This is a genomic window from Dyadobacter sp. 22481 (assembly GCF_052044875.1).
Taxonomy (GTDB): domain Bacteria; phylum Bacteroidota; class Bacteroidia; order Cytophagales; family Spirosomataceae; genus Dyadobacter; species Dyadobacter endophyticus.
On record NZ_JBQENV010000003.1, the window covers coordinates 1709037 to 1732200 of the forward strand.

23 protein-coding genes are annotated in these 23164 nt (G+C 48.9%); 17 read left to right on the forward strand and 6 right to left on the reverse strand.

The genetic code is table 11. The features are described 5' to 3' along the window. Nucleotides 1–154 precede the first annotated feature (154 nt). On the forward strand, nt 155–2719 hold the full coding sequence (locus tag ACTJJJ_RS25840) for an ATP-binding response regulator (RefSeq protein WP_440703455.1): 2565 nt from the start codon (nt 155–157) through the stop codon (nt 2717–2719). Here the strand turns inward: ACTJJJ_RS25840 and ACTJJJ_RS25845 are convergent. Next, nucleotides 2707–4080, reverse strand: coding sequence for a sigma-54-dependent transcriptional regulator (locus tag ACTJJJ_RS25845; protein WP_188937143.1), 1374 nt, complete (start codon nt 4078–4080; stop codon nt 2707–2709). The genes ACTJJJ_RS25840 and ACTJJJ_RS25845 overlap by 13 nt on opposite strands. Nucleotides 4081–4219: 139 nt before the next feature. Beyond that, a complete protein-coding gene (locus ACTJJJ_RS25850; protein WP_440703456.1) occupies nt 4220–4522 on the reverse strand; it encodes a hypothetical protein in 303 nt (100 codons plus the stop codon). 596 nt (nt 4523–5118) lie between these two features. Between ACTJJJ_RS25850 and ACTJJJ_RS25855 the strand changes: the two genes are divergently transcribed. The 13 genes from ACTJJJ_RS25855 (at nt 5119) to cysM (ending at nt 18186) form a co-directional block, all read left to right on the forward strand. Beyond that, nucleotides 5119–5838 carry a ferritin-like domain-containing protein gene (locus ACTJJJ_RS25855; protein ID WP_188937146.1) on the forward strand — a complete coding sequence of 240 codons (720 nt, stop codon included), beginning with the start codon at nt 5119–5121 and terminating at the stop codon, nt 5836–5838. Nucleotides 5839–5865: 27 nt separating this feature from the next. Further along, nucleotides 5866–6657, forward strand: a complete 792-nt coding sequence (locus tag ACTJJJ_RS25860) for a ferritin-like domain-containing protein (protein ID WP_188937147.1) — start codon at nt 5866–5868, stop codon at nt 6655–6657. A gap of 225 nt (nt 6658–6882) precedes the next feature. Then, complete coding sequence (locus ACTJJJ_RS25865; RefSeq protein WP_188937148.1) at nt 6883–8115, forward strand: sulfite oxidase; 1233 nt, start codon at nt 6883–6885, stop codon at nt 8113–8115. A gap of 35 nt (nt 8116–8150) precedes the next feature. Beyond that, nucleotides 8151–8543 (forward strand): hypothetical protein, encoded by a 393-nt coding sequence (locus tag ACTJJJ_RS25870; RefSeq protein WP_188937151.1) that lies wholly within the window; start codon nt 8151–8153, stop codon nt 8541–8543. A gap of 48 nt (nt 8544–8591) precedes the next feature. Further along, nucleotides 8592–9161, forward strand: a complete 570-nt coding sequence (locus ACTJJJ_RS25875) for a thermonuclease family protein (protein WP_440703457.1) — start codon at nt 8592–8594, stop codon at nt 9159–9161. Between the two features lie 4 nt (nt 9162–9165). Beyond that, nucleotides 9166–9813: a hypothetical protein gene (locus tag ACTJJJ_RS25880; RefSeq protein WP_440703458.1), complete on the forward strand. Its 648-nt coding sequence runs from the start codon at nt 9166–9168 to the stop codon at nt 9811–9813. A gap of 97 nt (nt 9814–9910) precedes the next feature. Beyond that, on the forward strand, nt 9911–11152 hold the full coding sequence (locus tag ACTJJJ_RS25885) for a hypothetical protein (RefSeq protein WP_440703459.1): 1242 nt from the start codon (nt 9911–9913) through the stop codon (nt 11150–11152). A gap of 79 nt (nt 11153–11231) precedes the next feature. After that, on the forward strand, nt 11232–12623 hold the full coding sequence (locus ACTJJJ_RS25890; RefSeq protein WP_440703460.1) for a hypothetical protein: 1392 nt from the start codon (nt 11232–11234) through the stop codon (nt 12621–12623). A gap of 32 nt (nt 12624–12655) precedes the next feature. After that, nucleotides 12656–13165 carry a GNAT family N-acetyltransferase gene (locus ACTJJJ_RS25895; protein WP_188937159.1) on the forward strand — a complete coding sequence of 170 codons (510 nt, stop codon included), beginning with the start codon at nt 12656–12658 and terminating at the stop codon, nt 13163–13165. A gap of 133 nt (nt 13166–13298) precedes the next feature. Then, entirely contained in the window at nt 13299–15017 is a 1719-nt protein-coding gene (locus tag ACTJJJ_RS25900) for an AMP-binding protein (protein WP_188937160.1), read from the forward strand. A 67-nt stretch (nt 15018–15084) separates the two neighbouring features. Continuing rightward, the gene (locus tag ACTJJJ_RS25905) at nt 15085–15816 is read left to right on the forward strand and encodes an alpha/beta fold hydrolase (protein ID WP_229222991.1); all 732 of its coding nucleotides are present in this window, start codon (nt 15085–15087) and stop codon (nt 15814–15816) included. 85 nt (nt 15817–15901) lie between these two features. Then, nucleotides 15902–17113, forward strand: coding sequence for a lipase family protein (locus ACTJJJ_RS25910; RefSeq protein ID WP_440703461.1), 1212 nt, complete (start codon nt 15902–15904; stop codon nt 17111–17113). A 200-nt stretch (nt 17114–17313) separates the two neighbouring features. Then, complete coding sequence (cysM, locus tag ACTJJJ_RS25915; protein WP_188937164.1) at nt 17314–18186, forward strand: cysteine synthase CysM; 873 nt, start codon at nt 17314–17316, stop codon at nt 18184–18186. Nucleotides 18187–18268: 82 nt separating this feature from the next. Here the strand turns inward: cysM and ACTJJJ_RS25920 are convergent, their stop codons facing one another. Continuing rightward, complete coding sequence (locus ACTJJJ_RS25920; protein ID WP_188937165.1) at nt 18269–18688, reverse strand: cytochrome B; 420 nt, start codon at nt 18686–18688, stop codon at nt 18269–18271. 68 nt (nt 18689–18756) lie between these two features. Between ACTJJJ_RS25920 and ACTJJJ_RS25925 the strand changes: the two genes are divergently transcribed. The 3 genes from ACTJJJ_RS25925 to ACTJJJ_RS25935 all read left to right on the forward strand — a co-directional run bounded on the left by ACTJJJ_RS25925 (nt 18757) and on the right by ACTJJJ_RS25935 (nt 20179). After that, entirely contained in the window at nt 18757–19059 is a 303-nt protein-coding gene (locus ACTJJJ_RS25925) for a DUF4286 family protein (protein WP_188937166.1), read from the forward strand. A gap of 230 nt (nt 19060–19289) precedes the next feature. Beyond that, complete coding sequence (hpf, locus tag ACTJJJ_RS25930; protein WP_188937173.1) at nt 19290–19667, forward strand: ribosome hibernation-promoting factor, HPF/YfiA family; 378 nt, start codon at nt 19290–19292, stop codon at nt 19665–19667. 98 nt (nt 19668–19765) lie between these two features. Further along, the gene (locus ACTJJJ_RS25935; protein ID WP_188937176.1) at nt 19766–20179 is read left to right on the forward strand and encodes a MaoC family dehydratase; all 414 of its coding nucleotides are present in this window, start codon (nt 19766–19768) and stop codon (nt 20177–20179) included. A gap of 58 nt (nt 20180–20237) precedes the next feature. On the opposite strand, the gene ACTJJJ_RS25940 is transcribed toward ACTJJJ_RS25935, so the two are convergent. The 3 genes from ACTJJJ_RS25940 to ACTJJJ_RS25950 all read right to left on the reverse strand — a co-directional run bounded on the left by ACTJJJ_RS25940 (nt 20238) and on the right by ACTJJJ_RS25950 (nt 22978). Next, nucleotides 20238–20420, reverse strand: coding sequence for a histone H1 (locus ACTJJJ_RS25940; protein WP_188937178.1), 183 nt, complete (start codon nt 20418–20420; stop codon nt 20238–20240). 261 nt (nt 20421–20681) lie between these two features. After that, a complete protein-coding gene (locus tag ACTJJJ_RS25945; protein ID WP_426292117.1) occupies nt 20682–21953 on the reverse strand; it encodes an aminotransferase class I/II-fold pyridoxal phosphate-dependent enzyme in 1272 nt (423 codons plus the stop codon). Nucleotides 21954–22189: 236 nt separating this feature from the next. Continuing rightward, the gene (locus tag ACTJJJ_RS25950; RefSeq protein WP_440703462.1) at nt 22190–22978 is read right to left on the reverse strand and encodes a hypothetical protein; all 789 of its coding nucleotides are present in this window, start codon (nt 22976–22978) and stop codon (nt 22190–22192) included. Nucleotides 22979–23164 lie beyond the last annotated feature (186 nt).

Below are 23164 nucleotides of genomic sequence, written 5' to 3' on the forward strand. Positions count from 1 at the left end.
TTCCGCATCGGAGGCAGCCTTTTTAGTTGAGGATCAGCTCATTTAGAATACATTTTAAAACATTATCTTCACATTACAAATAAGACTAACGCGGTGTAAATCGCACGTTTTACCCCTGTAAATGCGTTAGTTGGTATTGAATGTTACCAAAACTATGTCTACTCTGCGTGGCCCGTCTTTCCTGAAATCGGTGAAAGGAAAAATCCTTCTCGGTTTTTTTATCGCCTCCCTCGCCCTGGCAGCGTCGTGGGTTACGAGCAAACTGGCGTTCAGCAATATGCTTACTACGCTCACTTCGCTCTCGACCCCGGATAACAAAATGCGGCTGGTCAACAAAATATTCAAGGATATCCTCACACTCGATCACCTTCAGAACGAACGTAAGCTGAAAGGCGAAGAGCTGAACGACGAAGTACTGGCTCAATCCGTCGAACTGATAGCGACACTGGATTCTCTGAGCGACATGAGCATCGGCGACGACATGCAGATCATCCGGATCGACTCCATGAAGAAGATCCTGAAAGAACGCGAAAAAATATACGGCGATTATGTAAAAGTTCGCTCCAAGCTGGTCAGTAACAAGGCCCTGGAAGACGAAGTCAAATCCATTTCCGGACTTATCACCACCAAGGCACTGAAACCGGACAGCACGGTAGTCAAAACCGAAAAACGGACCACTACCACCACCGTCTACACGGAAGTGCCTGACACGTCGCAAAAGGCAGGAGCAAAAAAAGGCTTCTTCGGCCGCGTTTTCGGTGGAAGTAAAAAGACTAAAAAACCAGCGCCGGAACCCACCAAGCTGGTGCAAAAGCAGGAAGTAAACGTCCAGGTCGATACCATCCGCGTGGCCAAGAAGGACAGTACCATTGAAAAGGTAGGCGAGGCCGTTCACGCCATCGAAAAATCCCAGAAAAAACGGGCGGTAACCTTCGTCGACCGCGAACAGGAGCTTGCAACTGCCGGCAACTCGCTGGTGAAGCAACTGCTCGACGTAATGCAAAAGGTTGAAAAGGAAGTGTTGAAAGAATCGGGTGAGAATAGTGTCGAAGCCAAAGAGATTGTGGAGGGCAGTATCGATTACCTGGAATGGATCATGCTGGGCTTTTTCTTCCTCACCGCGGTGATGGCCTATTTCATCTTTACCGACATTACCAAAAGTAACGACTACCGCGAGCAACTCGAAGAAGCCAAAGAAGAGGCAGAATACCACAGCATGGCCAAGCAGCGCTTTCTGGCCAATATGAGCCACGAAATCCGTACACCGCTGCAATCCATTATCGGCTACGCGGAAGCATTGAAGAATGAGGAAAAACCACGGAAGCAAGATCTTGAAACCCTGCATTCCGCTTCGGAACACTTGCTATACCTGGTCAACGAAGTACTCGATTACAGCCGCATCATTTCCGACCGGTTTACTTTCGAAGACAGGGTATTTTCCATCAATCCGGTCCTGAACGAGGTAGTACAGGTATTACGGCCCACAGCGTTATCGAAAGGGCTGGTAATGAGGCTCGAAAATTCACTCAAACCAAACCTGTACCTGCACGGCGACCCGTTCCGACTGCGGCAGGTTCTGTACAATCTGCTGACTAATGCAATCAAGTTCACAGAAAACGGCGAGGTGGTTCTGAAAGTGGCAGGCCATGAAAGCGGTAATCTTGCTAAAATCGAATTCCAGGTTTCGGATACAGGTATCGGATTGTCAAAAGAGCAGACAGAACGCATATTTAACCAATTTGAGCAGGCCGACCCATCTATTCAGCGCAGGTACGGCGGTACCGGGCTCGGGCTCAGCATTGTAAAAGCATTGGTGGAAGGCATGTCGGGCAGCGTCCATGTCATCAGCAAACAGGGAGAGGGCACGACTTTTTTTGTCACCACCAGTATGAAAAAGGCAGACACACTGGAATTGGCAGAGGAAGCGCCGGAAAGAAGCTATCAGATCAATGGCAAAGTATGGCTGGTTGATGATGACGCCTTCATTCTCAAATGGTGCTCATCCGTTCTCGAAATGAACGGCATTTCGCATACAGCGTTCTCCTCGGCAGAGGAGGTCCTGAACCGGCCCTGGGATAATCAGGTGAAGTTCTTACTGACCGACATGCGCATGTCGGGCATGAACGGGGCCGAATTGGTGAAACGCCTCCGCAAATCGGCGCCCGACGGTGTTAAATTTTTCGTACTCACGGCACAGGCATTGCCCGAGGAACGCAAAAAACTGCTCGGAATGGGCTTCGACGGTTATCTGATGAAACCTTTCCATTCCCGCGATTTGCTGGAACTGCTCGAAGCCTCCTCAACCACGGAAGTGCCTGAGACCCCTGCCGCATCTAACGAAAACAATGCTGTGGACGATCATACCGGCCATAATCTAGACTTCGACTTCTCAATGCTAACCGAAATGACTTTTGGCGATGAAAGCCTTCTGCGTGAAATATTGGATCAGTTTGTCAAAGATTCCCGGAATGATATCGGTTCATTAAGGCATCATATCGCGGAAGGTGAGTCCGACCATGCTCAGGAACTCATGCACCGCATGGCAGGGCGCACGGGACAGATCGGCGCGCGCGACTTGTCGGCGCGGTTCCGAAACCTGGAAATCGCCCTTCGCGAAAACCCATCGGAAGTGTCGGAAAAAGAAATGACGCAGGTCGTAAACGACGCTGCGTCAGTAGTGGAGCAAGTGGAAGAAAAAGCGCTCTCCTACTCTATATGATATTTTTCGATCTTGTAATACAAAGTCTTACGATCGATGTTGAGTAATTTCGCCGCTTTGCTTTTATTGTAGCGTACTTCCTGCAATACCTTTTCGATCATTTCCTTCTCGTGTGTTTCCTGCAAAGCCTTCAAGTCGGAACCTGGGGCAGGCTTTTGCTGGTCTTCCATAGCCGTAATCATTTCCGGAGGTAATGCGCTTAGCGTAGCAATTTCTTCTTTCGATAAGAGCACGAGGCGTTTGATCACATTGTTCAGTTCGCGCAGGTTACCCGGCCAATCGTATTTCTGGAAAACATCCATTACCTCTTTCGACAGCTCTCTCACATTGCGATCAAGCTCTTCATTGGCCTTGTCCACAAAATGCTGTACAAAAATCGGCAGGTCCTCGCCGCGCTTGCGCAATGCGGGCACCTCGATTTTAAACTCGTTCAAGCGGTGATAAAGATCCTCTCGGAAATCCCCCGCAGCTGCGCTGGAAATAAGGTCTTCGTTCGTCGCGGCGATGAGGCGTACGTCGACTTTCACCTGCTGTGTACTGCCGATCGGAACGATAATGCGCTCCTGCAATGCACGAAGCAGCTTGATCTGGACATCATAGCTCAGGTTACCGATCTCATCCAAAAATAGCGTACCGCCATCGGCCGCCTCGAACTGGCCTATCTTATCTTGCAACGCACCGGTAAATGCTCCTTTTTTATGACCAAAAAGCTCGCTCGCGGCCAGGTCCTTGGACAACGAACCGCAGTCGATCGCCACAAAAGGGCCGTCAGCACGCTTGCTAAGGCGGTGGATCGATTTGGCAACATGTTCCTTACCGGTACCACTCTCGCCCTGGATGATCACCGACATATCCGTAGGCGACACCAGTCGCACATACTCGAAGAGCTGCTTTGCGATCTTGCTTTTGCCTTCTATATAGTCAAGCGATTGTTTGTCCGACTTCGAATTACTTTTAGCCTTCGGCGCAGTCTTTACGCTCGTCACCTCTCCCTTGTTCAGCGCCTCTCTCAGTACCATAAGCAATTCTTCCGGGTTCACCGGTTTCGTGATATAGTCGAAAGCTCCTATTTGCATGGCAGTCACTGCCGTCCGTACGTCATGAAAACTGGTCATGATAAATGCCGGGGTGCGGTTGCCTTCGCTTCTGAGCGTTTTAAGAAAATCCACAGAATTACCGTCAGGCAGACGGTAATCGAGCATCAGTACTTCGAACGGGCCGTCTGAATTGTTCTTCCCAAGCGCTTCTCTCGCCTCTTTGATATTTGAACAAACTTTTACCTGATGACCATGCTTGCCGAGGAAATTGGTGAGCAACTTTGAAAATGTGGAATCGTCTTCAACGAGGAGCAGATGAGCCATGGGTGATACTATTTCTAAGAAAAATAAATACTAATAAACGAGTGGGTATTATGTAAAAGTACAAAAACAAACACCAAAAAGCCGGAGAAGTCTCCGGCTTTTGATAATGAGCCTGTCAGACATCGGGAGCGACCACCTCTCAGTCGATCTTCTTTCCGTACTTGTCCAGATTAAGGGTAGATGTTTCTTCCGCTCGCTTGATATTGACTTCGTAATACTGTGAATTATCGTCACGCGTAACCAGGTAGGCACTGGTCACCTTCCATTCGGCATAGGCGCCAGACAGGGTACTTTTGACTGGTTCAGGAAGATCCTCCGGCCTAATGGCAACCTTACTCTGTTCGGCAATAACGGCTACGTTTGTAGAAGATTGTACGGATGCGTCGACATCCGGAATAATGGCTGTTAGCAAGAGGGCGATGACTATCGGGGTTATTCGCATGTTAGATCAGGCATTTAATTTTAATATATATTGAAAAGATATTCGTGCCAACAAGAGTAAGGTGCAAAAAAAGCTGATAATGAGATATTAACCAATTTAAATTAATGTCCGGGCAACCGGAGGAGACGGGAGCTGTGCCACAGGTTGTGGAATTTCACGTCAGCAATGTGAAATTTAATAGCCAGTTTCTACATGTGCCCATATCCTATAACACAAACTAAAAAAAATTCTAAATATTTATTGTTTTTATAGGAACATATTCGCTTATATTTGCGTAGAAATTATTTACCAAGAATAGGTAGCACAAATACTACACACCGCTCAAAAACTTAGCGCTATACATTCAATATTGAATTATATCTCAGGCATTATTTACTCAACGTTATTTAATACCAACATCGGTTAGTCTGAAAGCATCAAGAGTCCCAACCCGGGACTCTTTTTGTTTTTTGGTCCAAGTCTCTCCTCCATCCTCCCTTTCCTCCATCCTCCCTCTTTGTCTCCTTTCTTCACTCCGTTTGATCTAAAGTAATCCGCGCTGCGTAGGTCTGCTTAGACTCTTCGACACACGGGGAGAGCTCAACAACATTAATGCTATGATCAAACACACAAACACGAAGCACAGCTCGGGTGAGGCAGAAGGAGAAATTACATCGGTCGTCAACAGACGCCTTTTCCTTCGCTCGGCCGGATTAGCGACCTCATTAGGAACGATTGTAATCGCTGCCGGATGCAAGGACGACGACGACCCGATTCCTGGAACCGGTGACGCGGTAGACCTCGGCTCGGGGGACATCGGCGTACTCAACTATGCATACGCTTTGGAACAATTGGAGGCTGCATTCTACACACAAGTGATCCAGACGCCTTATAACGGCATGACCGACGCAGAGAAAACAATCCTGACCGACATCCGTGACCACGAGATCGTACACCGTGATTTTTTTAAAGCCGCATTGGCAGACAAGGCCATCAAAGGACTGACCCCTAACTTCGACAGCATCGACTTCACCAAAAGAGACGCCGTACTTGGCGCAGCCAAATTATTCGAAGACACCGGCGTAGCTGCTTACAACGGTGCCGGAAAGCTAATTAAAAACCCTAACTACCTTTTACTCGCCGGAAAAATCGTTTCCGTAGAGGCACGTCACGCTTCCGTTATCCGTGACCTGATCAACCCCAAATCCGCCGACTTCGCCGGTGACGACATCATCGACATGAATGGAATGGACAAGGCCATTGCGCCTGCCGACATTCTTATGGCCGTAAAGGGCTACGTGAAAGACACCATTTCCGGTCCCAACGTAGGTAAATAATCATTCACACTAACAGGATCAGACACAATGGACATTTTCAAAATTATAGACAAGTTCCAGCAGATTGACGGCGACGCCGTGGGGAGACTCGAATACGCGTCACGCCGCCATTTCATGAGCAGGGTTGGAAGCAAGCTGGCTTCGGCGGCGATCCCGACCGCATTTGCGGCGATCGTGAACAAGGCATTTGCGCAATCGGCTGCGGCCGTGGATGTGCTCAACTACGCACTTACGCTCGAATACCTGGAAGATGAGTTCTACAAGGCGGGCATCGCGGCTGCAAACCTGATTCCCGCCTCCGACAAAACGATCTTCATGCAAATCGGCAAGCATGAATCGCAGCACGTCGCATTCCTCGTGAAAGCATTGGGCGACAAGGCTATTAAAAAGCCCACTTTCGATTTCACCTACAAAGGTGGCTTTGCGGATGTTTTCAGCAATTACAAAACATTCGTGACCGTTTCGAGTGCGTTGGAGGATACCGGTGTGCGTGCCTACAAAGGACAAGCCGGCGCGTTGATCGCCGATCCGCAAATCCTGGAATATGCGTTGCAGGTGCATTCGGTAGAGGCACGCCACGCGGCTGTGGCCCGCAGGCTGGCGGCTATGCTGCTGGGTATGCCTGCCATGAAAGGATGGATCACCGGCAAGGAAGGTGCGGTTGCCCCTATCTACGCGGGCGAAGACAACATGATCCAGGGCGGTGTGAACATCAAAGGCCTCGCATCCAAATCGGACGCGGCCGTAACAGAAGCATTCGACGAGCCTTTGACGAAGGAAGCTGTACTGGCCATTGCCGGCCCGTTTATCAAGGCTTAATCAAAGTAATTAACGTAAACTTTCCCTGTTGGGCATATACATGCACTTTCTGTTGGGCTACGCTCAAAGTGCCAGACTACACACTATTATGAATCAGGAGGTTACCGGCAACGGTGGCCTCTTTTTTATGGGTAAAGTGTCCAAATTGGCGTGATATAATGGTTTAAGCCGCGTGGTTTATGTAAATTTGAAAATAATGTTTTACAAGTTTTCCTGAACCAGTTGATGAATTCCGAATTAAACAGAAGAGATTTTCTCAGACAAGGGAGCCTTACAGCGCTGGCTACCGCAATGGGCAGCCAGATCGTTTTCGCTAACCGGATGCCGGCGGGTTACCGCCCCATTTTTCTTGATGAAAAGGATGCATTGAAAGGCAAAAGTGGGGAAATGATCGTGCAGGGCGACAAACCCTGGAACGTGGAAACACCGGTACACTTGCTCGACGACCGCATTACGCCGGTCGAGAATATGTTTATCCGCAACAATGGCCTTGTTCCCGAGAAAATTGACGTAGCTAACTGGACGCTGACCATCGACGGCGAGTCGGTGAAAGCGCCGAAAACCTACACATTGGCGGATCTCAAAAAGAAATTCAAAACACATACCTACCAACTCGTGCTGGAATGCGGCGGAAACGGCCGCTCCGGGTACCAGCCGCAGGCGTCGGGCAACCAGTGGGGCCAGGGCGCAGTGCATTGTGCGCAATGGACGGGCGTAAGGCTGAAAGACATTCTGAATGATGTGGGTATTAAAAACGACGCCGTATATATAGGTTACCACGGCAAGGATCTCCACCTGAGCCGTGACCCAAAAAAAGAAGCGATTTCGCGCGGCGTGCCTATGGCCAAGGCATTGGAAGATGAGACGCTTATCGCCTGGCAAATGAATGGCCAGGATATTCCCGAGTTCCATGGCTACCCGCTCCGGCTCGTAATCGGCGGCTGGCCTGCCTCGGTTTCAGGGAAATGGCTGAGCGGTATTTCAGTACGCAACAAGGTGCACGACGGCTCGAAAATGGAAGGGCACAGCTATAAATTACCACGCAACCCGGTAGCGCCAGGCACGGATGTTCCCGCTACCGACGAATATTACAAAATCATCGAATCGATGCCGGTGAAATCGCTGATCACTTACCCCAAAACGGGCGCGATGATCGATCCGGGAAAAGAACTTGCCTTGCGCGGACACGCGTGGGCGGGTGATCATTCGGTCAAAAAAGTGGAGGTCTCCATCGATTTCGGTGCTACCTGGAAAGAATGTAAGCTTGAAGCCCCGGTGAACCGACTGGCGTGGCAGCATTGGAATACGAATATCAAATTTCCGGTGAACGGCTACTATGAGATTTGGGTCAAAGCAACGGACGATACAGGTAAGGCACAGCCGATGCTGACGCCGGCCTGGAACCCGGGCGGGTACCTCAACAATGCATGTGAAAGAATTGCCGTCAAGGTAGGATAATGTATAATAATGCTCCCGGGCAAATCTGATATTTTATGAAAACCCTTTTGATTGCCATGCTCGGTGCAGGTATTGTATTTCAAACCTTGCCCGAAACACCGGCTACACATAACAATGTAGGCGCAGTGCTCGCCGATACCACGAAGAAAGATCCGGAAACAGGCCTCATCGTGGATGAGAACCTGTATATGGTGAAAGCGCAATGTACCAATTGCCATTCTACTAAACTCATTACCGCCAACCGCTTCACGCGCGATGGCTGGAAGCAGAAGATCCGCTGGATGCAGGCCAACCATAACCTCTGGGAGCTCGGCGATGCCGAGAAGCCAGTACTCGATTATCTGGAAAAAAATTACTCGCCAACTGCCTCAGTGGCAAGGAGAGCGCCTTTGAAGGACATTAAGTGGTACAAACTGGAACAAAACTGATCGGAAACAATACCTATCTTTGGCACTCAAACTTTATGAATCATTCGCGTGCCCCATTTCCGTTTCCTGATTTCCCGATTTGCTTTTTCCAGCCTGCTGTTTTTCGTTCTCACCAGTACCCCGACCATCCTCGCTTCGTGTGCACTGACGTCGGAAGAAAGCCAGCAACTACGCAGCAACAGCGATTTACCCAATCCGCTCAAAGCCGAAGTGATCGGTATCCAGGATGGCGACACGATTGAGCTGAAATTTATCTATTCAGGTAAAAAGGCAGGGCGCAGAATGGGCAAGAATGTGCGGATACGCTTTTTGCACGTGAACTGCCCGGAGCGCGGTACACCCTTTTACAACAATGCAAAGCAGTTTACAAGCGAAAAATGCTTCCGGAAGATCGTTAGCATTCGTCACAAAGGCGAATTTGACAAGTATGGCCGTCTATTGGGCGAAGTGGTACTGCCCGACGGTAAAGTTTTAAACAAGGAATTGGTAAAAAAAGGGTTGGCAGTGCATTTCAAAAAGTATTCGCACGACCAGGAATATGCCAATCTTGAAATAGCCGCTAACAAACAGAAAATAGGCATTTGGACACAGCCCGGAATGGAGCTCGGTCATTTGTAAAAATATGGAGCATTCACCGGTAGCACTTTTTCAGATCCTTTATCAGAATGAAACTTTGTTTCAACTGGAAGATCGTGTGCTGCCCGAATTACCTGTTGCAGAGGTCGCGGAACAACCCGCTCCGCCTGTACCCGAACCCGTCACGGTGCAAGCGCCTGTGCCGTCATTACCCGCCACGCCAGCGGTGCCGGCAACTCCGCTTGCATCGCCTCAGGCGGCCGTTGCGCCAGCTGCGCCTGTAAATGCACCCGCTCCGATGCCGGGCACTGAATTTCCCGCACTGAAACATAAGGTGCTCGTTCTTACCGACGAGCCGAAGCAACAGGAAATGCTTATGTCGGAGGCTTTATTCCTCGATAACATCCTGAAAGCCGTTGGCCATTCGCTGGAAACGAGCGATGTCCTGAATTTCAGCTTCATGCCCGGGCAAGATGCGCGCACAGTGCTTTCGGGCAAAAAAACCAACTTCTTTATCTCCTTCGGCGTACCGCTGATCAAGCTCAACCTCGACCTGCTGCTGGTGCCTTATACGCCTAAGAATCTGGAAGGAATCTGGTTCCTGCTCGTCGATCCGTTAGTGGTAATCGAAGCCGACCGGAATCTTAAGAAAAAACTCTGGCAAGCGTTACAGAAGATGTTCGAAATGTCCTAATCCCCAGACGCTTAGCTTTTTTAATAGCCGGTCATCACAATATTTTAGTGATTTTGTTTGTTTTCATGGATAATCGCAGGCTAACCCATGAAAAACAATGGCCAAACTGACTGAATTAATTGCCGGCTGGTTTCGTCCGAGAGAGTCCGACGAAAACGATTTTTACGATGACGAGCCTGTTCAGGCGAACGACACCCCTCCCCAAACAGTGAAACAAAATCCGATCACGCAAACGACCGTTGTGCAATCCGCACAACCCGTAATGGCTGCTGCACTGCAGTACCAGTCTCCTGTAAATCAATCGGGGGCACCTCTGCATTTAGCTCCTCAACCTGTTGCCGCTCAGCCAGTGACGCCACAGCCGGTAGCGACTCCACCAGCAGTACCTCAGCAGCCGGCGCCGCAGGAATTACCCAAAGTGGAAGTACCGATCCCTTACTGGCTCGAAGACGAAGATACGCTGCGCGATGAAGGGGTGCTTTTCGGCCTTTCAGAATCGGACCCGCACGAGAAGACCGACATTATTCACAAATACTTCTCAAACCTGGCCGCTTCGCATTTGGCCAACATCGAGGAGCATAATGAGCGCATTCAGGAGCTGAACCTCTTTATTGGTCAGAAGCAAAACCGCATCGACGAGCTGCAAGAACGTTTGAAAACCCCGGGTGCGCGTACGGAAGGCGAGCATCAGCTCCCGCGCACGCTCATAGGCATTACGCTATGCGCGGCGATGTGTGTAGGTAATTTCTTTTTGATCCGCGAGTCGCTGAAACCGGCGTTTGCAGATAACTCCTGGATCGCATTAGGCGTATTCCTGGCCGGGATGTTCAGTTTATTCGGCCGCATTTCCCTCTTCCATGATACCGATTCGAAAGTGACCTGGAAATCGCTGCTGGAAGAGATCGGGCTGCCATTTGCGGCTGCATTGTTCGTCTTCGCGAATGTAATCACCTACCAGACCTGGTGGCAGGCATTTGCGCTGTTCGTATTCGTGTTTTTCCTCTTCCTTTTTGCGGGAAAACTCTTGCTCAGCAACATTACCGTCCTGCGCAACGACCTGCAAGTTTGGTTAAATATTCGCCGCGACCGGCAGGATTATGTTGAAAATAACTACAACTGGGAGTCGGAATGCCAGACGTTGCAAGAAGAGATCGACAACCTGCGTGTAAATAAATGGCAGGTGCTGCGTGAACAGAGCTACGCCGAAACCGAGCGCGACCGCCTTTTTGCCAAGCGGGACATGCTAATCAAGCTTTTTGAGAGTGAATTCTTCCTCGCGCGCCGCATGAAAAACGAGCTCACTACCCGGCAGCTCAACCTGATCCAAAAGGGCAAATAGTGGCGAAAGATGATCAGGAAATGCGCTGATGGCGCGATTTTTTACCCAAACTTACATTCGATCAACCCTAAATAGGATCATGAACGAGCAAAATCTAAATGAAAACGGAGATTACCAACACGGCTACACGCGTGGAATGGAAGGTATCGACCGTGAAGTATATGAAAACTATTTGTCCAGCAATGTAAACCATGGCTGGTTAGAGGAACGGCTCAGTGAGAAGAAGCAGGAGCTTTCCGAAACAAGAGGAAGGAACCAGCAAGCGCTGGCAGAACACAAAACTGCGTACGGTAGATTGCAGAATGAGGTAATGGGCCTTAACAATGCAGCTACGCAAATGAAGGATATGGAGCGGTCGGTTAATGAAATCGATGCACAGACGGAGGAGCTGAAAGAGCGGCGTGCCGACAAAGCGCCTTCCTATTCGCTGATCGCCGGTTTGATCTTTCTCGCCGCCGGTATTTCATTCATCGCCGGTGACCTCATCATTTCGCACGAAATTGTAGCCTATGCATTGAATATCAGGAACCCGAACGAGGCCTGGGCATTTGCGATCGGTTTGGCGATGCTTTCGGTATTGCTGAAACCTGCCTATGATCGCCTGGTGGAAGAGCCTTACCACAAAGACGAATCTCCGAAAGCGAAATCAAGGTATGCGGGTTTTAAACTGGTATTGTCCATTTTCGCGATCGTGACGCTGATCGTCCTCGGCTGGTTCCGTTACGAAGCCTACCGTACCGACAAGCTGAAAGAGGCGATCAACAAATCGGTCAAAAACCTGCAATTGAATGCGGTTGACCCGTTGACCGGCGCCCCGGTGGATAGCCCGGCCTTAACCAAGAAAATTGAGCAGGCGCTTCAAAATTCCGATCAGCTGAACCTCGACCTGGTTAACAGCCCCTGGGCTTTACTATCGTTCGTGCTTAGCGGTGTGCTGTTTGCGATCGCCGGGGCGGTCTCACTGGGTATGGCCTTGCCGGTGCTGCAAGCTTTCTGGTACCGCTGGTTGCAGGTTGACCCCAAACTATGGCGGCTACGCAGAAGAAGAAAGCGGATCCTGAAACAAATGGAGCCACTGCAACTATTGTTAACCCAGCACATGACCCAGAAAACCGTTCTGGAAAACGACATTGAGCTTTTGCCTAAGTTGGAAGAGCTGAAAGCGGAAGAAGCGAAGATCAGGGCCGAAATCGAGGCGCTGGAAAACGAGCGAAAAACCGCATTGACCGATAGCCGCGTGCAGTCGTTCGGCGACGGTTATGCGCACGGGCAGGTAACCCGCGACGTGATGAATGAAGAAGAATATGACGCCTGGCGCAACAGCCATCTGACGGTTTCCAACCTCGCATTGCGCGCCAGATCGAATGCGTCGGCCGACCGTGCCGTGCCCCGTACCCGGAGCACCGGAATGCGCCCGCACCAGGCGATCCGCAAGGCAATTACCGACCGCTTTGACGAAAACAATTCATAGTTTCTTAAATTGGGGGGTTCATTTCCTTTATTATGATTCTGACCCCCCATTTAAGAATTATCTCGTGCGACGATACGCTTTATGATGCAATCCGCATGGGAAACAATACATTAGCCCGTGTAATGGGTGTAAATGTCCCTAAAAAGTGGACTGAATTCCGCGATACTTTCACACCATCTTATCACCGTTGGAAAGCCCACCCGCCGCTGCGCGACTGGTGGGTTTACCTTGTTATACACGTGCCAGACAATATGCTGATCGGCTCCTGCGGATACAAAGGAGAGCCGGACTCGGACGGCATGGTGGAAATCGGCTACGAGATCATTCCGTCTTACCGTGAGAAAGGCCTGGGTACCGAAACCGCCAAAGGATTGCTGGATAACGCCTTTCAGCACCCTTCCGTACGTAAGGTGATCGCGCACACGCTATCGGAAGAGAATGCCTCGGGGCACATTCTGGAAAAACTGGGTTTTGCTCAAACGGAGGATATCAGAGATCCCGACGAAGGGCTGCTGTGGCGCTGGGAAATTAGCCGCCGGTAATCGTAATGTCCGCGATTTAACGCAAATTCGCCGGTTTTACAGCCAAAAATAAATTGGATTGGTTCGATATTTTTTTGGCTTAATTGATTACCTTAATTCACAAATATTCGTCACACCCTTTGCTCTCTACATTATGATCGCGATATCGAAGGATACCTACCCATGGCTTAAAAACTATCCGGAAGGCATTCCCTATGAAATAAATCCGGATGCGTACTCTTCGCTGCTCGAACTGATGGAAGCGAGTTTTCGGGAACACGCCGACAAAGCAGCTTTTTCGAATATGGATAAAAAGCTGACTTTCGGGCAATTGGATGAACTTTCACAGAACTTCGCCGCTTATCTCCAGAGCATCGGCCTGAAACAGGGCGACCGCATCGCCCTGCAAATGCCCAATTTGCTGCAATATCCAGTGGTAATGATGGGTTCGCTACGGGCCGGGCTTACGATCGTGAATACCAACCCGCTTTACACGCCCCGCGAAATGCAGCACCAGTTCAAGGATTCGGGCGCGAAAGCCATTGTAATATTGGCCAATTTCGCCGCTAATCTTGAGAAGGTTATTGCCAATACGACTATCGAACATGTGATCATTACCGAGATCGGCGATTTGCTGGGCTTTCCCAAAAAGCTAATCGTTAATGCGGTTGTGAAATATGTGAAGAAAATGGTACCCGCGTACCACCTCAAAAATACGGTAACGCTGGCCCATGCCCTGTCGATAGGCTCGGGGATCACATACCAAAAACCGAACGTATCCGGGCTGGACATCGCATTTATCCAATATACCGGCGGCACCACCGGCGTATCCAAGGGCGCTATGCTCACGCACAGGAACCTGATCGCCAACGTAGAGGGCATTAATGAATGGTTGATGTCCAAAATGCGTAACTCGGAGACCACCGGACAGCTGACGCTCATTGCTGCATTGCCGCTCTACCACGTATTTGCCATGACTATCAACGGCTTATGTGGCATTAAATGGGGTGCATTGAATGTAATGATCACCAACCCCAAAGATATTCCTGCATTTATCAAGGAACTTAAAAAATTCACTTTCCATATATTCCCCGGCTTGAACACGCTCTTCAATGGCTTGCTCAATAACCCGGAATTTGCCTCAGTCGACTTCTCTAATCTCAAAATCACGATCGCGGGCGGAATGGCGCTGCAAAAAATCGTAGCCGAGCGCTGGGAAAAAGCAACAGGCTGCCCATTGGTGGAAGGTTACGGGCTTTCTGAGACCTCGCCGGTGCTCTCCGTTAACCCATTGAACGGCAAACACAAACAAGGTACCATCGGTCTGCCGTTTCCAAGCACCGAAATGCGTATTCTCAGTGAGGACAACAAATGGTTGCCGGTAGGTGAAAGAGGCGAAATCTGTGCGAAAGGGCCCCAGATCATGCTGGGCTATTACAACCGTCCCGATGAAACCGCCAAAGTAATTTTGGAAGACGAAAGCGGCCGCTGGTTCAAAACGGGCGATATCGGTATCGAGGACCCGGATGGTTTCTTCAAGATCGTGGACCGGAAAAAGGATATGATCCTCGTTTCGGGTTTCAATGTTTATCCCAATGAAATCGAGGACGTGGTAGCCCAATGCCCCGGTGTTGCGGAAGTGGCTTGCGTCGGAATTCCGGATGAGAAATCGGGGGAAATGGTGAAGATTTATGTAGTCAAAAAAGACCCGGAACTGACTGAGGAAAAGGTGAAAGCATTCTGCAAAGAGAACCTCACGGGCTATAAATGCCCGCGTCAGATCGAGTTCCGGAAGGAGCTTCCCAAAACCAATGTAGGCAAGATACTCCGCCGCGCGCTGCGCGAGGAAGAAATGGCGAAAGTTAGCCACTAGGGCCGCAAACGGGAGAAGGTTTAGTATATTTAGGCAAACAAGTTCTCAACCTTGATTGCAAATCTATATGAATCTACACCGGAAAACATTGGTACTTCTACATGGTCATGGCATAGACGACACGATTTGGGACAGCCTCGACGCTGCGTTAAATGACACTTACACGGTAGTAAGGCCAAACATTTCGCTCTTCACTTCCTGCCAGTCGGTAGAGGACTATGCCGACGAGCTGCATCGCTTCCTGACCAACGCGAACATCCGGAAATGCACGTTGATCGGCCATTCGATGGGTGGTTATATTTCCCTGGCATTTGCTGAAAAATATGCAGATATGCTCGAAGGTTTCGGGCTTTTCCATTCTACCGCTTACGCCGACGACGATGCCAAAAAGCACCAGCGCGGCCAGATGATCGACCTGCTCAGGACTTACGGGACGGAATCGTTCGTTAAAAGCACCGCCGCAAACCTTTTTGGCGATCGCTACAAAGAGCTTTATCCCGAGCGCATCAAAGAACACATCGCCTATTTCGGCAAGCTACCCGCCGAGGCGCTGATTGCCGGTATCACGGCAATGCGCAACCGCCCCGACCGTACCGCGGTACTGGCCAGCCTACCCTTTCCGGTGCTGTTCATTATCGGGATGCAGGACAAACTGATCCCTTTCGAAAGCGTTATCGAACTCGCCGAATTCCCGAAAAAAAGTTATCCGCTGATCTTCGCCGAAGCCGGTCATATGGGGATGGTGGAGCGGCCCGATGCCACTGCCAGGATGATCAACTGGTATATGAGTAAAATTTAATAGAAGAAACTAGGAGAAATCGTCATCAAAAACAGGCCATTATGCGTTACTGAAATTGTACTAATGGCCTGTTTATCTTTTAGCTATGCAAAAAACTATCCCTACCCTATCCTTACGCGCACTTTGTTTTCTGTTGTTGTGGAGTTTGCTTATCCTCAACTCCTGTAACGACGATAACAACAATCCAGCACCGCCAAAGGAGGAAAATGTCTATTTAAAGGAAAGTAGGCCCATTACTTCCCTAAGCAAGGCCCAGGTTCTTGAAAAGGCGGGCAATCTGGCCACATTTGTGTCGGCGTACGTGAAGAACGATATCAAAGTTTACAAGATCACTTATAAAACCAAAAACACCGACGGGGCTGAGATCAACGCCTCTGGTGCATTAATATTACCTGTCGTAACCGGCCCGGCATCCATGATCAGCGTGCAGCACGGCACCATCACCGACCCAAGCCAGGCACCATCACTTTTTACGGACGGATCTGAGGGCTCGTCTTTCGGATCGCTCTTTGGTTCTATGGGCTACATTATCGCTTACCCCGATTACATTGGTTACGGGGCTTCCGACAATCTTCCACACCCGTACGAGCACCGCGCGAGCCTGGCTTCGGCGTCTCTCGACATGCTACGGGCCGCAAAAGAGTTCCTGAAAGGGCAAACAGACGTTAAATGGGATGAAAAGCTGTACGTAGCGGGCTATTCCGAGGGTGGTTTTGCCACGATGTCGCTGCAAAGAAAGATTGAAGAAGAAGCCTCATCGGAATTTAACCTGCGGGCGTCGAGCTGTGGGGCCGGGGCTTACGACAAGACGGCGTTTATGAAACACGTCATCAACGATAAAACAGATGGAATTGCAGGATACAACTCGCTATATCTCTGGGTTTTGCTTACTTACGACCGCATCTATAAGCTTGACAAGCCTGCTTCCTATTATTTTACAGAAAAATACGCTTCGAAAGTCGCAGCAGCCGGGAGAAATGTTTCCATCGCGGAGAGCTTTCACCTGGCACTGAACGACTCGTTCAAAAAGGCTCTCAACGATGGGACGGATAAAGGTTTCATCGATGCCATTGCTGACAACGATGTGTACAAGTTCAAACCGAAAACACCGACCCAGCTGTACCACGGGACCAAAGATCCACTCGTTTTCTATTTCAATTCGGAAAATGCCTATAATGCGATGCAGAAACTGGGCGCGACCAACGTGGAGTTAATCCCAGTCAACGGCGGTACGCACAGCTCGTCCATTTTAGTGTTCCTGACGGGCACGCAGGCATTTTTTGCCAAAACCCCGTAAATAATATGGTATATTTGCAGCCCATTAGCTTAATAGGGTAAATATGCTGTTAACGGTCAAATTTTCTACATTTTCCTCCAAGCGGGCATTCTTTCGAACCGTTCGATGTTGTTGATTTACGCTTTCAAAAAGAGAGGCCGGAATGCCGGTAACTCTTATGCTCGTACCTTTTTTGAATCACAACATCACGAATTTACACCATGTCATCATTACTGGATCTGGTAGGCAATACACCCCTGGTTGAATTACGAAGAGTTAATCCCAATCCCAAAGTTCGCATTTTCGGCAAGCTGGAAGGCAACAATCCCGGCGGCAGCGTGAAAGACCGCGCAGCATACAGCATGATCAAAGGTGCCCTCGAACGCGGCGAAGTAAAATCCGGCATGAAGCTCGTAGAAGCCACCAGCGGCAATACCGGCATTGCGCTCGCTATGATCGCCCGACTCTTCGACCTCGAAATAGAACTACTCATGCCGCAAAGCTCCACCCGCGAGCGCGTGCTCACGATGGAAGCATTCGGCGCGAAGGTGATCCTTACCGAAACCATGGAAAGCGCCCGCGACCTCGCCGAAGAAAAAGCGGCGGCAGGCGACTATTTCATGCTCAACCAGTTTGCAAACCCCGATAACTGGAAGGCGCATTACCGCACCACAGGCCCTGAAATTTACCGCGATACCGACGAGCAGATCACCCATTTCGTATCGTCGATGGGCACTACCGGCACCATTATGGGTGTTTCGCGGTATTTAAAAGAGCAGAATAACAATATCCAGATCGTCGGATGCCAGCCCAACGACGGTTCGAGCATTCCCGGCATCCGCAAATGGCCGGTGGAATATCTTCCCAAAATATTTGAAAAGGAGCGCGTAGACCGCGTTATCGAAGTGTCGCAGGACGATGCCACGCTTACTACCCGGCGTCTGGCCAACGAAGAAGCACTTTTTGCAGGAATGAGCAGCGGAGGCGCCGCATGGGCCGCCATAGAGCTGGCGAAGGAATTAGAAGAAGGCGTGATCGTCTTCATCATCTGCGACCGGGGAGACCGGTACTTGTCGAGCGATCTTTTCGGATAAGCGGCTGCGCCGCTGACCATAGACGATGGACCACAGACCATGGCATTATACGATGGTCCATGGTCTGCGGTCCATCGTCAAATCAGAACCAGCCCGATCCCAGATTCCGGAACGGCCAGGGGATAGCCACAAGAATAATAACCAGCGCCAAACCGTAGAAGTAAAGTACCGTCCGGTGCTTATCGGCACCTGTCAGTTTTTTCGACCGCACTCTGCCCACAGTAATGAGCACAATCGCGATCAGCATCATGAACACGTGCTCTATCGAATAAAAACGAAATACTTTCTCGCTGATCAGATCAAAGTTAACTTTGGGGCTCATGAAATACAGCACCAGCCCGATCAACAGCTGGGTGTGGGTCGCGATGAGGGTAAAGAGGTACAGCTTACTATCCTCCTGGCTGCCTTGCTGCCACTTGGAGTATGCCGTAAAAATGGCTGCAATCAAAAGTCCTAACACCACATAACGGAGGCCCGAATGGGCGTGTAGAAGAATATTCATGATGATACTGGTTACGGTGAATAAGTATATGCATGCAAATGTAACTCGCAAACATAAATTTTTATAAGATGATCGTTTATAACATCACCGTCAACATCAGCTACCAGGCGGAAAAAGATTGGCTGAACTATATGAAATCGGTGTACATCCCGGAAATCGTTGCTACTGAACTACCACTGGAATGCAGGCTGCTGCGGCTGCTGACCGAGATCGAGAACGAAGGATCGACCTACACTACCCAGTTTACATTCAGGACAATGGAAGATTTCCTGGCCTATCAGACCCATTTTCAGCCCACCTTGCAGGAACGTCACCACGAGCTTTTCAATGGACAATATGTCTCTTTCAGGACACTTCTGGAAGAAGCGTGAGAACTTTGCAGCTATTTTTTTGTCCAGTTAATCGTGCTTTAAAAACCACAGTTATTACTTGACATTAACTTAATATTTCCCTTTATTTAATCTACCGTTAAGGAAGATTTAACCAGGAGATCAGCCCGGCTAGTACGGTTTTTTATAACTATCCGAAGATGAATAAAACTCTGGTTCGAAAATCGCGAACGCGGTTGGAAATATGTTTTACTTTAAAATGATGTGTGCTTATGAGACTGCAGATGCAAGCAATTCACTTTGATGCCGATCCCAAGTTACTGACTTTCATTCAGCAAAAATTGGATAAACTGGATACGTTCTATGACCGGATCACCAGTGGAGAGGTATTCCTTAAGCTCGACAGGAATGATAATACCAAGTTGCATACCAAACTCCTTGAAGTAAAGCTCTACGTACCCGGCGGGACGATGTTTGTGAGGGAGCAGGGAACCACGTTTGAAGAAGCAACCGATTTGGCAATAGATACCCTGAAAATGCAGGTTAAAAAATTTAAAAATAAAAGAAACAATTCCAGGGCTCCGAAAAGCCTTGACGGACTCTCCGAAGATAATGGGGTAGTCGTGCTGGCCGAGGATATTGAAGAATAGGCCAGTTCCAACTTAACACAAGAAGCCGCCTCCGCCAGGCGGCTTTTTGTGTTTTAGGTGTATTTTTGAAATTCCATCAAAGCAAAATAACCCCAGTTATGCAAATAGACCCTGTCGTCGACTCGACATTCGACCATCTTTTTAAATTTACGCAGGAACAGGTACAGGCATTCGCCGACCTTACCGGCGACAACAACCCCGTTCACCTCGACGCCGAATATGCTGCCACGACGCAGTTCAAGAAGCCTATCATCCACGGCATGCTGGGCATTACTGTTTTCACAAAAGTGCTGGGTACCCAGTTTCCCGGTTTCGGATCCATTTATCTGAAACAAACCGTGGAATTCCTGCGCCCTATGTTCGTCGACACGGAATACCGTGCCGTTTTCAAAATCGTTTCCATCAATCCTGCCAAGCATATTGCCGAAATCTCCACTGAGATTTACGATGCCTCCACCAAAAAAATCACCGTCCGTGGCATTGCCACGATGGTCAACGAGGAGAAATTCTAAAGAAAGCAAAAGCCCCGGCGAAAATCGTCGGGGCTTTTAAAATCTTCCGTGTGCTTCGTTACTTATCGCCGTCGTTCTTCTTGTTCTGAACTTCTGCGCGAATGTCCTGAGCCAACGTTTTCAGATCCTGCATACCCTTCCGAACACGAGTTCCGGCAGCTTGGTTGCCTTTGTTATAGAACTTATCGAAATCGCCTTCCAATGAAAGAACCAAATCTTTTACTTCATCGAATCTTGCCATGTTTTCCTTGTTTTTTAGTTTTTAAAAATGCCTCTCACACGCTAAAAACGCATGTTTTGACCGAAATTTAGTAATTAAAACCATTTAAGCAACCCAAAAAACAAAAAAAAACACTTCTAAAATACAATTAAATACTTTCATCACTATAATTATCTCAATAACAGATAGTTACATCCGCATACTTTTATTGCCCGGCGGTCAATAAAAAAGAGGGCCCCTTAAAAAAAAGGCCCTCTGCACGCAAAAAAAGCGGTTTTATAACTATTCCACGACTTCCTGCACGTCGTCGCTCTGGTAAACTCTGTTTTTGAGTTTTTCGGCAAGCGTCGTAAAAGCATTCAGCGTATATTCTACATCTTCGAGTGTATGCGACGCCGTCGGAATGATCCGCAGCATGATCTGCCCTTTTGGTACTACGGGGTAAACGACGATCGAACAGAAAACACCCATGTTCTCGCGGAGGTCTCTTACCATGCGGGTAACCTCAGGAACGCCGCCTTCGCTGTGCAGGAACACGGGCGTAACAGGCGATTCTGTTTCACCGATGTTGAAACCGCGGCTACGAAGACCATCCTGCATTGCCTTCACATTTTCCCACAGCTTTGTCCGAAGTTCCGGCATTTGCTTGATCATCTCAAGACGTTTGCGGCAACCTTCCACGTAAGGCATCGGGAGCGCCTTTGCGTAGGTTTGCGAACGCATGTTGTATTTCAGGAACATGATGATCTCGGGGTCGTTCGAAGCGATAAATGCGCCGATAGCCGCCATCGACTTCGCGAATGTAGAGAAGTAAAGGTCGATTTCGTCCTGGACACCCAGCAACTCGCCTACTCCGGCACCGGTTTCACCCATTGTTCCGAAACCATGCGCATCGTCCACCAGCAAACGGAAGTTGTATTTCTTTTTCAGCTCGGCAATGGCTTTCAAATCGCCAACCTTTCCCGACATTCCAAAAACGCCTTCGGTAATTACCAGAACGCCGCCGCCTTTTTCTTCCGCGAGTTTGGTGGCACGGATCAGATTTTTTTCCAGGCTCACCATATCGTTATGGTTGAACTTGTAATATTCGCCTAGTTTGGCTTTGTGAAGACGGATTCCGTCGATCAGGCAGGCGTGTGATTCCGCGTCGTAAACGATCACATCGCGATGGTCGCAAAGACATTCGATCGCAGACATGACACCCTGGTAACCGTAGTTGAGGAGGAATGCATCTGTTTTACCGACAAAGTGCGCCAGTTCCTTTTCAAAAATCTCGTGCAGGGTGGAATTCCCAGACATCATCCGTGCGCCCATCGGGTATGCAAGACCCCATTTGGCAGCAGCCTCGGCATCCGCCGTGCGGACTTCCGGATGATTTGCCAGGCCCAGGTAATTGTTAAGACTCCAGTTCAGCACTTCCCGTCCCATAAACCTCATGCGCGGACCAAGCTCTCCTTCCAGCATCGGAAACGAAAAATAGTGATGGCTATTCAGCATTTTAGCCGGAGTTCCGATCGGACCTGAGTTGTTGCGCAATTTCTCGAAAATATCCACTCTCTCTTTTTTTATGTGGGTAACTGATGATTTAAATGTTAGATAAATGCAAAAATAAAGAATTTACATTTAACATAAAAAGACCGTTGTCATTGCAACTGACGGTAAGTTAGTAAAATAGCAAAAATGAGGCCATGTGCCTATAAATGAATCTGGTATTTTCCCACCAACAAAAAATCCCGGCAGTAACGCCGGGATTCGGATAAAGGTAGCTGTTGGTTATAATGTTCGGAGTGTTATTGCCAGGCGTTGGTCCAATTTGTTACGTTTCCATCGTCGTCGGTTTTCGTCCCACTTGTTACGTAGCCTTGCTGATCCATGACATAGGTAAATTCGGACTTCACGGGAGAAGCGCTTTCTATAGTCCTCTTTTTAATGAGATATTTAAATTTTCTGGGAAAAAGTGTGCCTTCCATAAAGCCATTCGATTGATCCTGATCCTGGCTAAGCGATCCAGACTTATCAAGCAGATTGGTATATTCGAATGTCGTCTTTACCTCCAGCGCGCCATTTTTATCGAACGATTCCGAATACTTCACGTTCTCATTGAGAGCGTCGTAATGATATTCAATGTATCCTTCCGCTCCACCTGAATACATTTCCTTGGAAAGTTTTCCCTGTTTGTATGAATAGGTTACCGTCAAAAAGCTAGTTTCCTTCCCATTATTATCGACCTGATAAAACGTAACCTTCTTTGCCACTTTGTTCTCCATTTCGTAGAGGTTCTTCTGGACAACCTTCCCGTTGAAACTTAGAGAGTAAGTGACCGAATTTGAAGAATATACGACATCAAAGACATACAGCCCGATCTGAAACTTCTTAACCGTCTTATCAGCGTTGTATTCTATTGGTTTAAATGGATAAAACTGTGTTGACTCCAACAACAACCGCTCATTCACCGCTGCAACCGGCAATGGTTCGGTCTCTGGCTGCGGTTCATGGTCGGTGCACGCTGCAGTGAACAGCAGGAGCGTAAAAAAGCTTGCATACCTTCGGAAATAGTGCTTTGTGGGTGTTATCAACATGATCTTTTCAGTTTAGTTGAAACCAAAACTACAATGCCACTGCGTTATATAAATCGGTGACATACCCTCTAAAAATCCTTCGGCAATGGTGTAATTATTCTTCGGCATTAAAGCAGTCAAACATAGCGAGTAGGCGGCGTAGTAGGGAACGCTTTTGTTAACATTACCGACAATGCAGTTACGATC